Here is a 16,186-nt window from a genome sequence, read left to right on the forward strand (position 1 = left end):
ATGGCATCAATCAGGATTATCAGTTATCCAATGACTCATAAATCGAATTCAAATTCACGCTGTTCAAAAACTCTTCATTAATTTTGGTCAGATCATCGGACCTGAGTATCAGAGCGTTACTGATGTTGAGTGCCTCTTTTAAATAGGCATCCTTGGCAGATGACGGAAATTCGTAAGATTCAATTAATTGCATCATGGCATACAGCTCTTCCGGTGAGGATGGATCATGAGTGCCATACCATTTTATTCTAAGTATCTGGTCACTGACAATTGCTTCGGCCCAACAATGGGTCAAGGAACCGCCTTTCGAGTGCGTCAAACCATACAGGTAATGACTGAAGGCCTGCCCAATCGCTTGCCTGCATTTGATTTTTAGATCACGTACAAGCCCTTTTTCCCGGTGTTGCAGCCCAATGGAATCCAGAAGGGGTTTGTAATGACTTTTGATAGCAAGTTTTTGTTTCTCATATTGTTCTTTTCGAGTCTGGCATTGCTGATCAGGAAGCATTGATTGTTCATGGCTTGAATGATCACTGTACCAATTATCCAGGTCAGCCAGAGCTTTGTCGTATTCATTATCAATCTCCCTGTACTGTTTGACTTTTTCAAACGACCGCTTCAATTCCGGGCTGCTCTCAACTTTTAGTTGAAGCAGAGCTTCGGTTTTTTCACTCATTGCTTCGCTGTACCAGCGAGGTTGCCCCAGGATAACCACCGGTCGGTGGAGCGTCCTGCCAGAGTTTAATCGCACAAACGCGGGATGGTGTACCAGCAACCGCTCTATATTCGGAATGCCTTCAGGTTCGTCCGTCCAGGCGTCTTGTAAAGCTTTACGGACAATCAGCTCTTCCAGGTATGGCGAAAAGCCACCATGACAATGGGTCATCAGGCAGGCATCTTCTCTCGTTTGGAAGTCTTCATAGCTCAGCCGCCATTCCTGACTGTTTTTTTCTCTGGAAAACAACTGCTTGTATAAATTTTTCAGGCAATGGGTGGCTTTAACTTTTAATTCATCAACGCCTTCAAGGCGTAACAATAGCTCATGCTGTTCACGGACCCCGTTAATCTTGTGGTCGTATTCCGGCAGTGGATCCAGCCAACCTGATTCCAGGGCTGCGAGGGCAAGTTGAATAACCGAAGGCCTGGTTAAGTCACTGCCGTTCAGTATATCCACCATGGAACTCATCCACTGCTGAGGTCTCTCTCCGGCCTGAACAATCACTTTTGAATGGAGTAACTTGAGTTGTTCAGTGACCTGGTCCTCATCACTGTCGGACAATATTTTTGCTACTGCCTCCACCATGGGTTTATAGGTACTCGCCCCGTGTTTTATATGCACAGCACCAACCAATGCCAGCTCGTAATTGTTCAATGCTTTTATATCCAGTAAAATTGAGACGCCCATGGAAAATCCGGTCAAATCTTTTCTCTTCCAAAGTTCCCTCACCATTTTGGAGGTGACTTTAAATGGATTTGATGAGGCACTACCTCTTTCAAGGGCTGTGTTCTGTCTCTCAGGATTCTTGTCAATGGCTTGTGCCAGAGCTTCTTGTTGCGCTGAATCAGCCCCTTTCAGAAGATCCTTAAACCTCTTTGACTCACTGCCGGAACTACTGAGCTGCCTGGTGGGCTGGAATTCAGATTTGATTTCTCTTACCTGTGCGGGCCCCCCGCCCAAATCCACCGATTCCCAGGTTTGACCTCTATCCAGTGAATACTCGGGAAACTCGTGGGTAAGGCTATGAATTTGCCGACTGGGAATCCCGAAATAACGACAAAAAGCAACAAAAACAGGCGCGCGATGACGGCAGCTACCCTGCTGCTGAGTGACGAGGAATCTAAAGAAATTTTCTTCCGGCTTCGGTTCAGTCTTACCCGAAAACTGTCGGCAATACTCCGTGATCGCCTCAATTCGTTGCCGGGTGTGTCTGGCGTTTTTTATTTTCTGCAAACTCATCTGTAGTTTGGCCGGGTGCTCTTTTACGGGCGAAAACAGTTCGTCCAGCACGGTTTTAATACCTTCTGAACAGTGGGTGTCAAAACGTATTGATTGTTTTGGCCGGGCTTCTTCAGCCGAAACACTGTCGTCCGGTTTTTTGGGCTCTACGACATAAGTAAATTGAATAGTCTGTTCGGTGTTGGCTTCTGGAATAATCAGTATGTGAAGCCCGGTATACCGATGCCTGATCAGTTTAAATGGCAAATCGGGTTCTGTACGCAGGGCCACGATATAGTCGTCAGGCGTCAGGCTGGGTAACACAAATTGACCTTTCTTCGATGTCCACTTAAAGGACGCCAGGGTTTGGTTGCTGGTTAATATCACTTCTTGGTCAGGCCCTGGTAACCGGTCCGGCATGAGGGTTACGAAACCTTGAATGCGTGGATCATTAAGATCGGTCCGTATGATATCGCCCCTGGCAGTCACACAAATATCCTTTGCCTCCCAACGATACATACGGGAAGTGGGTCTCTGCGTTTTAAAAACGGGTAAATCGTATAGTAGTGGCAATCTCAGGCACTCATAGTTTGTTCTCCGGTCCAGTACCTTATCTTTTTTCGAGGGAGCGTTTAGACAGTGTTTATCAGGCGCATTACCAGAGCCAGTCGCTAACTTTTCATCCATGTAATCGTCAAGCCAATGGTTCGGCAGGTTACTTATCTGATGCCAAAAGGCAGGCCACCATTGAACTGCGTCGGCTTTCCATACACCAATCAACTTATCAGCCTCCCGGAGAAAAGGCTGGGAGGTCGACATTTTCAGCGTTTGTTTCTCTTCTTTGGTCAGGGGAAATAAGCAATTGGCGTCCTCGCCCGTCAGGCCGAACTCACGATGAAACCAGCGATGCTGCCAGTATCGGTACAGTGCCCGGGTGAGGATATCGTTATACTGATCCGGCGCCAGTGAAAAACCGGATGTCTGCCACCTCGCCTGAGCCACCCTCTTGATGATTTCAGTCCTGGCTTGCTTTTTATCCAGACCAGCCTCAACAAGAATTTCGTGGCCTTTTTCATCAATACTGTTGCGATCACTCTGTCGTATCAACCACGGACGATCAATGTTCGGTACCTTTTGATAGAGCCAATGGCTCAGATCAGAAGCAAGCGCTCCTTTGCCCATGGCAAGAGTCGATGACTCCGGCAGTTCCTCCAGCGACAGGTTGGCGGCCATCAGGTAAAGCCGGTAGTGCTGATTGAAGCATTGATGAAGTGCTTTTTCGCTAAAATCGCCTCTTCTTTTGACAGCCATGGCGACATTCTGTAAATCGCGACTGGTGGGCTGTAATGGCAGGTCTTTGCGTTGCAGGCAGGCCCTTAAACGACAATGTTTTTCAGTCAGCCGTTTAGCCGTGATTTTTCCCTGCTCATTCTCTGGCAAGACTTTCCCGGCAATGGCCTGCAATTCGGTCGGGCTGTACTGCCGGATCGGCAAATGTCGAAAACGCCCTTTCAGTGCCGGTGATAAGGGTTTTCGCCCGCTGTACTCAGGCGGGTTAATGGTGGCAAACAGGTGGAAGCCCGGATGGGCGTCACCGGCCAGAATATCGTTTAACTCGCCTTCCAGATGCTGGCTGTCGATCAGATTCATTTCCGAAATCACCACGATGCCACCATCGACTTTTGCTTTCTGGATCTTTTCACACACTTGGTCCCAGGAACAATCACAGGCATTCAGGAGAAAGACTTCCGGCATGGACTCTCCCCGTTGTAGAGCCTGCTGTCTGACACTTTCAATCAACAGGTTCAACGTGGCATCTTTACCCCGTCCGGCCGGGCCTTCAATCAGTGTTGCCTGACGACCGCCGTGTTTTCTGTCGTGATGATAAGCCTGCTGACAGCGGCTTAAATCCTGTCCCAGCCCTTGCGCCAGATCAATGACTGCCGATCCGGAGGTATCAAACTCAGGTCGGATTTCTTTGGTCAATGTTCTGAAGTCCTGCAGAATATCTGGCAGGGTGTGGTTATGAACTCTGTCTCGCAGGGTGTGGTCCAGTTCGTAACGGGCAGCAAACCAGATTTCCAGTGCTGAAAGAGCATCCTGTTGAGTCTCGCTGATTTCGGCACCCAGTACATCCCGGAAGCTTTGCTGGATCAAACTGTTCACTTGCTTACAGCTGGCACTGTTGCCTTTGGATAACGCACGATCCAGATACCAACCCACCCAGCTGCAGATATCCGTTAAATCCCTGGGAGTAAACTCATGCTCGGGCAAAAGCTCCTGATAATATTGCCACAGTGCCATCACACTCTTGCTGGCACTGTGTGCAATGTCGTTTATTTGATGCCGTTGTAACTGATTGAGTAGAGCTGGTTCCACCACTCTGTCCCGAAGGAACGCCTCATCCAAACGTGGGTAATAAGCTCTGGGCAGTTTCTCTTTCAGGGTCGGGTCCATTTGGCGCCCGACGTAATGATCCGGGTTGCCGGTGAGAATTACCCGGTGTTTTTCGCTGACCTTGACAGGATGACCATTCACATAAATGCAGGGTTGCGGTTCCCATAAGCCGTTCAATGATGCAAGTAATCCGGTTTGGGCCAGGTTGGCTTCATCCAGAACCAGGGTAATGTATTCTCCGTCTTTGTCGGATTTGGTATTGGCCCATTCCATCAGCGCCCGGTTTTGCAGCACCATAGAGCGGTCGCCATCGGCGTGCTTTTGCCACTGCCAGCGTTTCATCAGGGTTTGTTCGCTGTCAGAAGGTCCAAGGGAAAGCACCGTTGCCTGTCCTGAAGCCTTTGCCATTTTGGCGGAAAAGTAGCTTTTCCCGGTTCCGGTTTCCCCCTCAAGGAATATAACGGGAGAGTCCGTAAGCCGGTCATGGAGTCGGGATAAGCGACGACTTTCACGATCCTTCTGACTTATCTCACCATGATAAAGATCCCGGGCCAGTGCAGACAGGGGCTCATCAGCGGAACCCTGCCATTTCAGTGATTCTGACAGTCGATTTTCTATGCGTTCAATGCCGTCTGCCTCAGAACTCGCTGTTCTGGCCCTATGAAAACAATCGCTGGCCAGACCGTGGATGGCATCGGATCGGGTCTGCCCTGAGTGCAAAGGTAACTGCCAGCCAGAAGCCAGTGCATCTTGCAAACGTTTAATCTGTCTTGTTGGCTCGATGGCTAAGCATTGCCAGGGCTTTGTTGCCGCCGGATCGACTGCCAGCTGATAGGCTATAACATCTCGTTGTTTTTCAGGTGCGTGGGCCAGGATCATGGCACAGAGCCTGTCCATAACTTCTTTCTTACCCCACTCTGGAAATGGATTTTCATAGGACAGTTTTAATTCGGTACCTATAAATACTGTCGGCTCAAAGGCTCGGGCCAGTTGCCACAGGTTTCGCTTGACAAAGTTTCTATCCAGTCGAGGGGTGCTACTGATGATGGCAGCTAACTGATCCCGGTCTCCGGAGGCGGCTTGATCTTCATCCGGCAGTAACTGCAAACAGGCCACTTTCATAAAATCATGGACGGACGGATGTTGTCGGGTGCCATGGGTGATGACGCTATTGATGGCCTTGCGCCAGTGGCATGGCAGGAGCTGAGGGGAGTGGTCAAACTGCTGTGCCCTCCGGGCAGCCAGTATCAGATTATTCAACAACCCTTCGGTCACTTCAGGCAGAGCATTACAAAGGCCACCGGGTACGCTTTTAAAGGCTTCGTAAAGTGAGTGAAGTGCTTGTTCTGGCAGCTCTGCCCGGGAGATTTTATGCCTGAGGGTATTGATATCCCAGAGATCAATCTCGGGACACCGGCTACCCGTGGCAACCATCGAATTAAATACTGAAGAGGCGCTTTTCACAGACTCAGGCCAGAGTATTGTGACATGGGCTTGTGGGTAGGCCTGTAATTGACCATTCACCAACAGAGGTTGCCCAATAACCAGGGGTTCCAGAAGCTGCTGAAGCCTTGGATTACTTTCCAGCCCTCTGAATACCACCGGCTTGCCAGCGGTTAATGCCGCCTGCAAATCACTCTGAGATCGTCTGAAATGCGCCTTTTGTTCCGAGGCGATATGGATGTTATCAAATAGCTGGCTGAAGCCAGTCTGTTCGTTAACCTGAATGACCAGAGGGGTTTGTGGTTGATGATTAATCCAATGACTGGCCTGGGCATGTTGCTGATAAGTGAAGGTATTAAAGGTGGCGTGACCAGTGACTTTACTGTGTGGGCTGGACAGAAAGCGCCCATCGTCTTCTGCCAATCTCAGGGCTTTCGGCTGCTGTCTTGTATGAGCCACCTGGAGTCGGGGCTCCAGGCCGGTGGTCTCGCGAAGGGTTTGCAATGAACCCAGCAAACGAAACCAGAGGGCTTCAGTGAGTGGAGACGTTACGGTGACGACACCCCCCGCCCTGATCTGTTCCAACAGGCAGGTGTTAGGGATTGCATAGCCTTCAGGCGTAATGGCAATGGGGCTCAGCCATTCTGTGATATTCCCCTGGTTAATGATGATTGGGTGTTCTGCGGCGTGCTCTTTAGACTGGCTTTGGAACAGCGAATGAAGCTCGTCCTTCCCCGCCGGCATCTGATAAAACTGAACATCGTCGGGTAACGGACAGACTTCCCCATTGCTCTCAAAGCACTGTTGCGCCAGCATCTGTCGAATGGTCTGTTCAAAGGTCAGGTCCTGCCAGTCGGCGCCTTTCAGTACCACCCGTTGTCCCGACGTCAATCGTTCAAGCCTGCCAGGGATGTGCTGGATTCGCCCCTGTTGATCGACACCGGGACCACCCAGCAGTAACTGTCGCCAGTTGTTGTGCAAGTGGCAGTCAATAACCAGGATAGTGTCGTCGTCCATAGCATTTTCGTCACTGGGAAATTCAGGCAATAGCGGGGGAGCCCCGTCAATGTCCATCAATGGTTCATTGCCAGTCTCAGCCTCGAACTGCCATGTATTGCCCGGTCGGTTAATTCGCCGCCAGAAATCAGCGCCCGGAGCGTCGGCCGCCGGTGCGCTGGCCGCAGGCGCGCCGCCATGCTGGCCAACCGATGTCAATTGTTCAGGGGCTGCCAGAACCAGCAGAGAAACATGCTCTCCCAGAGGGCGTTTCTTCTGGCTGACCTTGTCGTATAGACAGGGGTTATCCGGGTCCAGCAGATCGTTAAATTTTGGCAGATCCTCATTGGTGAGTTTTCGGATATCTATCACCAGGGTCAATGGCTGTGAACCTTCAAAGAGCTTGCCTGAGCGCAAAGTGTGACGACCATTGTCGGCAATGCTCAGACGGCTCACCAGATTAGCCTGTGCGAGGTCGTCGGGGTGGGAAATAAAGGTGACATCGCGATTTTTATCGCGGGTCTGGTCAGCCAAAAGCTGTCGAACTTCATCATCGCTGGCGACAAAACGGAAATCGAAGGCAGGGTTCTTTTGGAGCAAGGAATCCGTTGAGGATACGGTTCTCGCCCTGTCAGGTGTCATAATCTGAGATGACGATAGATTCAGTTGGTAATTGAGACCAGAGCAGACAGCTTTGACGTTTGATATTAAATCTGAATCCTGCCCTGACCTCTTGGCTGGCAAGCCACTAGCCGGAACAGGTTTGTTAATTTCTCCACCAATCTGACCATCCATAGTCAATCTCCCTACAACCATCTGAAGGACTGAATTGAATCCCTTTAATGATAAGACCTTCAGAGGCCGGGAAAGTTCAATTTGGGTACTGGTCCGTTGCTATAGTGGGAAGTCAACGGTCTTGAAACCAAACGTTTATCACGTATCCAATGACTCACACAGCGAGTTCAAATTCACACTGTTCAAAAACTCTTCGGCGATGGTTGTCAGCTCATCGGATTTGAGCACCAGTGCGTTGCTGGCGTTGTGTGCCTGCTGCAGCAGGCGGGCATCCTTCACTGGCTGCTGAAAACAGAAAGAGCTCTCAATTTTACATATCATTGCATGCAGCTCTTCTGGTGAAGATGGATCATGAGCGCCGTAGTAGTCTGAATTCATGGAGTCTGCGATGGAAGCGTCAGCCCAACAATAGGTTAAACGACTGCCTTTTAAGTGCGTCACTTCATAAAGGTAATGACTGAACGCCTGCTGAATCGCCTGCCTGCATTGGTTTTTTAAAGTACCCAAAAAGCTTTCGTCATCCCATGACAGCTCAAGGCACTTTAAAATGGGTTCGTGACTGCCTGTGGTAGCAAAACGTCTTTTCTTATATTGTTTAATGTCTTCCAACAGCGCCTTCAATTCCGGGCTGTTCTCAATTTTTCGTTGCAACAGGGCTTCAACCTTTTCATTAAACACCTCGCTGTCCCAGGAAGGTTGCCCCATGGTAATCACCGGACGATAGCCAGCCTTGCCCGAGTTTAACTTCACAAATGCCGGCTGATGCACCAGCATTCGTTCTATATTCGGAACACCCTCAGGTTCGTGCACCCAGTCGATCTGTACAGATGGATTGAGCATATTTTTTTCAAGGGATGACGAAACCCCATCATGACAATGAGTGACGAACATGGCATCACTTTTTCTTCCCTGAAGGTCTCTATAAGCCACCCGCCATACCTGGCTATTTTTTTCCCTGGACAAGAGTGTCTGATACCACTTTTTCAGCTGATGGGTGGCTTCAGCCCTGAGTTTGTGGACACCTGCGAGACGCACCAATAGCTTATAATGATGATCGGCCTTCATAATAGGGCTCTTATAGGTCGGCAGTGGCTCCAGCCAACCCGATTTCAGGGCTTCGTGGACAAAGTGAATAACCGAAGGGTTGGCCAAGTCACTGTTCTCGATTATTTCCACTATAGAACTCAACCAATCAAGAGGGCTTGCTCCGCCCTGAACAATCATTTTTGAGTGCAATAACCTGAGTTGTTCAATGGCCTGATCGGAATGACCGTTGGACAATATTGCCCTTACTGCTTCCGACATCGGTTTACAGGCATTCCCCTCATGGTCATAGATAACTCCGATCAATCGCTTCTCACAATGTCTCAGGGCTCTCGTCCCCGAGGCCTTTAACGTTGACACGCCCATGGAAAAACCGGGCAAATCTTTTTCCTGCCAAAGTTTCTGTACTGCTTCAAAAAGACTTATATTGGCTTCTGGCAATGCACTGTCTGTCTCAACGGCTTTGTTCAACTCCTCAAGGCTTATACCACAGGCTTTAGCAAGAGCTTGTTGTTGTGCTAAATCAGCCCCTTTAAAAAGATCCTTCAGGAGTCCCCTGATCTCAATGTTGTAAACGTTTTCTTCCAAGATAGGCTGACTGTCATTCCCCTGGAAGTCAGGGGCAATTACTGTGAACGGAAGATATGACCCACCCAAATCCACTGACTTCCAGGTCTGATCTCCATCCGGGCAATATTCAACAAAGCTGTGTAAAAGGCTTCTGATTTGCCGGGATGGAATCCCAAAATAACGACAAAAAGCCACAAAAACAGAACTACGATGACGACAGCTACCTTGCCGCTGTGTTACGAGGAATTCAAAGAAATTTTTACCGGGCTCTGGTTTGCTCTGGCCGGAAAACTGTCGGCAATAATCCGTGATCGCCTCAATTCGTTGGCTGGTGTTTTCAGAGTGTTTTATTTTCCACAAAGGAAAGCGTATTTCGGCTGGTTGTTTGCCAATGTTATTAAACACTTCGTTCAGTACTGCTTTCATACCTTCTGAACAATGGGTGTCAAACCATGTTAATTCTTTTGCACGGGGCTCCGTTTTCCTGGGTTCTACGACATAATCCACTTTAATATTCTGTTTGGCTTCGGCCTCAGGAATAGAGAGTGTGTGAAGCCCGGTATATTTGTCCCTGACCAGGGCAAAGGGTAACTCGGGTTCCAGACGCAGTGCCACAATATAGTCGTCTGGCGTCATGCTGGGCAATGCATGATGACTGTTGCCCGGTTTTAAGTCGAGGGCCCCCATCGTCTGACCCTTGGCTACTGTCACTGGCTGGTTCTGCTTTAACAGGGTCGGCCTGAGTATTTCGACCCCCAGCGTGCGGTTATCACTAAGATCGATTCGTTTGACATCACCCTCGACGGTCACATGAATATCTTTGGCCCAATAACGATACATGTGGCAAGGAACATTCCTGGTATTAAAAACTATATAATCGTAATGGTGTTGTACTTCCTGATGGTCTTCGTCAGTGTTCCGGTCTAATGCCTCTGTCTCTTTCTCGATGACTTCCGGATTGTATTGTCCGGCTTTGTTATCAGCGTCAACAGCCAAGGCTTCGTTAATATGGTCCAGCGTATCCTTCAACCGGTGCCAGAACGCAGGCCAACATTGAACTGCATTGGCGTTCCATGCCGCTATTTGCCGATCAGCTTCCTTGAGACAAGGCTCGTAAGCCGATAATTTCAGCATTTGTTCCTGTGCTTGCCAAAGATGAAATACTTGGTTGGCGTCCACGCCCGTCTTGTGAAACTCACGAGCAAACCAGCAATGCTGCCAGCGTCGGTATATTGACTGGGTGAGCATATTGTCTGACTTGTCTGGCTTCAGGGAAAGACCGGATGCCTGCCACCGGGCCTGGGCCACCCTCCTGATGATTTCTGTTTTGGCTGCCTCTTCGCTTAATTGAGTGTTAATACAAATTTCATGGTTTTTTTCATCCGTACTGTTGCGATGACTGAGTCGTATCAACCACGGGCGTCCTATCTTAGGTACTGTTTCGTTGAGCCAGTGGCACAAATCAGGAGCCAGCGCCCCTTCAGCCATGGCAAGCGTTGATAACCCGGGCAGTTCCTCCAGCGACAGGTTGGCGGCCATCAGATAAAGCCGGTAGTGCTGATTGAGGCATTGATGAAGGCTATCTTCAGAAAAATCGCGCCCTCTGGTAACAGCTTTTGCGACATTCTGTAAATCAAGGCTGGTGGGCTGTAACGGCAGGTTTTTCCGTTTCAGGTCAGCCCTCAATCGACAATGTAGCTGAGCCAGCTTTTCAGCCGCAAATTTCCCTTCCGTGGTCTGTGGCAACACTTTTTCGGCAATGGTCTGCAATTCGGTTGGGTTATACTGGCGGATCGGTAAATGTCTGAAACGACCTTTCAGCGCCGGTGATAAGGGTTTTCGCCCGCTGTATTCAGGTGGGTTGATGGTGGCGAAAAGGTGAAAACCCGGATGAGCGTCACCGGCCAGAATATCGTTTAACTCACCTTCCAGATGCTGGCTGTCGATCAGATTCATTTCCGAAATGACCAGGATACCGCCATCGACTTTTGCCTTCTGGATCGCTTCACACACTTTGTCCCAGGAACAATCACAGGCATTCAGGAGAAAAACTTCCGGCATGGACTCTCCCTGTTGCTTAGCCTGCTTTCTGACGCTTTCAATCACCAGGTTCAGCGTGGCATCTTTACCCCGTCCAGCCGGGCCTTCAATCAGCGTTGCCTGACGACCGCCGTGTTTTCTGTTGTGATGATAAGCCTGCTGACTGCGGCTTAAATCCTGCCCAAGCTGCTGCACCAGTTCACAGACTGCCGATCCGGAGGTATCAAACTCAGGCCGGATTTCTTTGCTGAATGTACTGAAGGCCTGCTGAATAGCTGGCAGGGTGTAGTTGTGAACTCTGTCGCGCAGAGTGTTGTCCGGGTGGTAACGGGCAGCAAACCAGATTTCCAGTGCCAGCTGTGTATCCTGATGAGTCTCGGTGATTTCGGGACCCAGTACATCCCGAAAACTTTGCTGGATCAAACTGTTTATTTGCTGAGGGGTAACATTGTCACCTTCGGGCAGCGCACGATCCAGATACCAGCCCACCCAGCTGCAGATATCCGTTAAATCCCTCGGGGTAAACTCATGGTCTGGCAAGAGTTCCGGATAATATTGCCAGAGTGTCATCACACTCTCGGTAGCACTTTTTACAATGTCGTTTATTGGTTGCCCTGACAGATGCCGTTGTAACTGATTGACGAGAGCCGGTTCCACCACTCTGTCCCGAAGGAATGCCCGGTCTAACCGAGGGTAGTAAGTCCCGGGCAATTTCTCTTTCAGGGCCGGGTCCATTTGGCGTCCGGAGTAATGATCGGGGTTGCCGGTGAGAATCACCCGGTGTTTTTCGCTGACCTTGACAGGATGACCATTCACATAGATGCAGGGTTCCGGTTCCCATAAGCCGTTCAGTGACGCCAGCAGTCCGACCTGGGCCAGGTTAGCCTCATCCAGCACCAGAGTGATGTAGTTACCTCCAACATAGCCATTGTCTTTATCGGGTTCGGTCTTGGCCCATTCCATCAATGTCCGGTTTTGTTGCGCCATAGAGCGGTCGCCATCGGCGTGTTGTTGCCACTGCCAGCGTTTCATCAGGGTCTGTTCGCTGTCAGAAGGTCCGATGGAAATGACTGAAGCTTGTCCTGAAGCCCTGGCTATTTTGGCAGAAAAGTAACTTTTTCCGGTGCCGGTTTCTCCCTGCAGAAAGATAACGGGAGAGTCGCTAAGCCGGTCATGGAGTCGGGATAAGCGACGGCTTTCACGATCCTTTTGATTCATCTCACCGTGATAAAGATCCCGGGCCAGTGCTGACAGGGGCTCATCAGCGGAACCCGCCCATTTGAGTGATTCAGACAGTCGATGTTCTATGCGTTCTGCCTCAGAATTCGCTGTTCTGGCAATATGAAAACAATCACTGGCGAGGCCGTGGATGGCATCGGCTCGGGTCTGCCCTGATGACAAAGCTAACTGCCAGCCAGAAGCCAGTGCATCCTGCAAACGTTTAATCTGTCTTGCTGGTCTGATGGCTAAGGATTGCCAGGGCTCTGCTGCCGCCAGATCGACTTTCAACTGGTACGCTATAGCATCTCGTTGTTCTTCAGCTGCATGGGCCACGATCATGGCACAGAACCTGTTGAGAAGGTCTTCGTTACCCCATAGTGGAAATGGGCTTCCATAGGACAGTTGTAATTCTCCATTAAATACTGCCGGGTCAAAGGCTCGGGCCAGTGCCCAAAAGTTGTGTTCTACAACCGTTCTATCCAACTGCGAGACACTATTGAGGATGCCATTCAAGTGATCCGGGTCTACCGAGGCGGCTTGATCCGGCTTCCTGTGAGCATCAGGTGTTTTATCCGGTAACAAGTGCCAACAAGCCACTTTCATAAAATCCCGCACGGGCCGATGCTGACGGGTGCCATGAGTGATAACGCTATCAATGGCCTTGCGCCAGTGGCAGGGCAGGATTTGTGGGGACTGGTCCACCTTTTGTGCCCGCCGGGCGGCCAGTATCAGGTTATTCAACAAACCTTCGGTCACTTCAGGCAGAGGGTTACAAAGGTCTTCAGGTACGGTTTTAAATGCCTCGTAAAGTTCATTAAGTGCTCGTTTTGGTAGTTCATTCCGAGGGATTTCATGTCTGCGGGCATTGATGTCCCAGAGGTTGATTACAGGGCACGGCTTACCCGCAGCAACCAATGAAGTGAATACTGAAGATGGGGTTTTCGCAGACCCAGGCCAGAGCATTGTGACATGAGCGTGCGGGAAGGCCTGTAACTGGCCATTGACCAACAGCGGTTGCCCGACAACCAGGGGTTCCAGGAGCTGCTGAAGACCTGGATTAGTTTCCAGCCCCCGAAATACCACCGGTTTGCCAGCGATCAATGCCTCCTGCAACTGACTCAGACGTCGTCCGAAATGCGCCTTTTGTTCCGAGGTAATATGGATATTATCAAATAGCTGGCTGAAGCCAGTCTGTTCATTGACCTGAATGACCAGAGGGGTTTGTGGCTGATGATTAATCCAATGACTGGCCTGGGCATGTTGCTGATAAGTGAAGGTATTAAAGGTGGCGTGACCTGTGACTTTTTTATGTGGGTTGGACAGAAAGCGCCCATCGTTTTCTGCCAATCCCAGGGCTTTCGGCTGCCGTCTTGAATGGGCCACCTGGAGTCGGGGCTCCAGACCGGTGGTCTCGCGAAGGGTTTGCAATGAACCCAGCAAATGAAACCAGAGAGCTTCAGTAAGTGGAGACGTTACGGTGACGACACCCCCCGCCCTGATCTGTTCCAACAGGCAGGTGTTAGGGATTGCATAGCCTTCAGGCGTAATGGCAATGGGGCTCAGCCATTCTGTGATATTCCCCTGGTTAATGATGATCGGGTTTTCTGCGGCGTGCTCTTTAGGCTGGCTTTGGAACAGCGAATGAAGCTCGTCCTTCCCCACCGGCATCTGATAAAACTGAACATCGTCGGGTAACGGACAGACTTCCCCATTGCTCTCAAAGCACTGTTGCGCCAGCATCTGTCGTATGGTCTGTTCAAAGGTCAGATTCTGCCAGTCGGCGCCTTTCAGTATCACCCGTTGTCCGGATGTCAACTGTTCAAGCCTGCCAGGAATGTGCTGGATTCGCCCCTGTTGATCGACACCGGGACCACCCAGCAGTAACTGCCGCCAGTTGTTGTGCAAGTGGCAGTCAATAACAACAGTAGTGTCGTCGTCCATAGCATTTTCGGCACTGGGGAATTCAGGCAATAGCGGGGGAGCTCCGTCAATGTCCATCGATGGGTCGTTGCCAGTCTCAGCCTGGAACTGCCAGCTATTGCCCGGTCGGTTAATTCGCCGCCAGAAATCAGCTCCCGGTGCGCCGACCGCGGGCGCGTCGTCACACTGGCCTACCGCTGCCAGCTGTGCAGGGGCTGCCAGAACCAGCAGAGAAACATGCTCTCCCAGAGGGCGTTTCTTCTGGCTGACCTTGTCGTATAGACAGGGGTTATCCGGGTCCAGCAGATCGTTAAATTTTGGCAGATCCTCACTGGTGAGTTTTCGGATATCTATCACCAGGGTCAATGGCAGTGAACCTTCAAAGAGCTTGCCTGGGCGCAAAGCGTGGCGACCATTGTCGGCAATGGTCAACCGGCTCACCAGGTTAGCCTGTGCAAGGTCATCGGGTTGGGAAATAAGCGTGACATCGCGATTTTTATCGCGGGTCTGGTCAGCCAAAAGCTGTCGAACCTTATCATCACTGGCGACAAAACGGAAATCGAAGGCGTGAGGGTTATTTTGGAGCGGGGAATCCGTTAAGGATACGGCTCTCGCCCTGTCAGGTGTCATAATCTGAGATGACGATAGATTCAGTTGGTAAGCGAAACCAGAGCAGACAGCTTCAACTTTTGGCGGTAAATCTAAATCCAGCCTTGGCCTCTTGGCTGGCATGCCAGTATAAGACGGGTTACTATCACGCGCGCCACGATCAGGCATGCTACCAGCCGGAACGGGTTTGTTAATTTCTCCAACCATCTGACCATCCACTGTTAATCTCCCTATTAGCATCTGAAGGACTGAATTGAAACTCTTTTGTAATGAGACTTTCAGAGCCCGGGAAAGTTCAATTTGGATATTGGTCCGTTGCCATTGTGGGGAGTCAACGGTCTCGAAAAACTCATCAGGAGCTAACGGTTATCAGCTGTCCAATGAGTCAGACTTCAGGTGCATGGGCCACGATCATGGCACAGAGCCTGAATACAGTTCAAATCGTAAACTCACCATCAATATTCATGAAAGGACAACCAAAGCCAACGAATGAACTAGCCAAAAAACCAGCAACATGAGAAGCAGCAATGTAGCCATAAGTTTCAAAAGCTATAGGCACACCGTAAAAGCAAATAGCCCCACCAAAGAACGCGAGAGGTCTTAAGTCAGCCAGGCTATTTCCCAATCCAAAAAAAGCTCCAGATACAATAGCTGTATGTACACCAGCAGCCAAAGCAGTCATGACATTATCAGTCCCAGCCAAGCCACGGCCAACATTAATAATGCCATAGGAACCAATAAGAGTTGCCGCAGTTAGAGCAGAGGCAGCAGCACCGACAATAGTATTAGTAACGATTCTGACTACCCGATCACGCAAAAAAGGAGCAGAAAAAGATAACGGCATTTTAGACCTGCAAACAGGACAGGTCATGGATTGCTCAAACCATCTGACAATACATTTTCTTCCAAAGACATGAGTTTCATGACACGGGAGAACTACTTTATCATTACATCGAAGAGCTTCATTATCATCAAAAGATCTGTAACAGATTAGACACTCATCCACAACACCTATTGTCATAAAGTAAACTCCACCCTTGTTAATAGTTAATAATGAGATAAAAAACCGGCAAAGAAGTTCCCCAAATTTTATAACTCACCCTGTGAAAAGCTATTACGATGCCATTCAAGTATGATGGGACTTTCAAAGGCCGGGAAAGTTCAATTTGGATACTGGCTGGTTGCTATTGTGGGAAGTCAACGGTCTCGAAAACA

General features: G+C 49.9%; 3 protein-coding genes. All 3 read right to left on the minus strand.

Annotation, left to right across the window (positions count from 1 at the left end; translation table 11 throughout):
• Positions 1–19 precede the first annotated feature (19 nt).
• The 3 genes from ACO6V5_RS23410 to ACO6V5_RS23420 all read right to left on the minus strand — a co-directional run bounded on the left by ACO6V5_RS23410 (position 20) and on the right by ACO6V5_RS23420 (position 15,992).
• Entirely contained in the window at positions 20–7,567 is a 7,548-nt protein-coding gene (locus tag ACO6V5_RS23410; protein WP_422409570.1) for an AAA family ATPase, read from the minus strand.
• 138 nt (positions 7,568–7,705) lie between these two features.
• The gene (locus ACO6V5_RS23415; protein WP_422409568.1) at positions 7,706–15,190 is read right to left on the minus strand and encodes an AAA family ATPase; all 7,485 of its coding nucleotides are present in this window, start codon (positions 15,188–15,190) and stop codon (positions 7,706–7,708) included.
• Positions 15,191–15,407: 217 nt separating this feature from the next.
• On the minus strand, positions 15,408–15,992 hold the full coding sequence (locus ACO6V5_RS23420; protein ID WP_422135336.1) for an RING finger domain-containing protein: 585 nt from the start codon (positions 15,990–15,992) through the stop codon (positions 15,408–15,410).
• Between the last annotated feature and the right edge of the window lie 194 nt (positions 15,993–16,186).

The sequence above is a fragment of the Endozoicomonas sp. ALD068 genome, assembly GCF_049310145.1.
GTDB lineage: Bacteria > Pseudomonadota > Gammaproteobacteria > Pseudomonadales > Endozoicomonadaceae > Endozoicomonas_A.

Excerpts from the sequence above, each read along its gene's own strand:
- ACO6V5_RS23410 (WP_422409570.1), bottom strand. The coding sequence starts at position 7,567 with ATGGATGGTCAGATTGGTGGAGAAATTAACAAACCTGTTCCGGCTAGT.
- ACO6V5_RS23420 (WP_422135336.1), bottom strand. The coding sequence starts at position 15,992 with ATGACAATAGGTGTTGTGGATGAGTGTCTAATCTGTTACAGATCTTTT.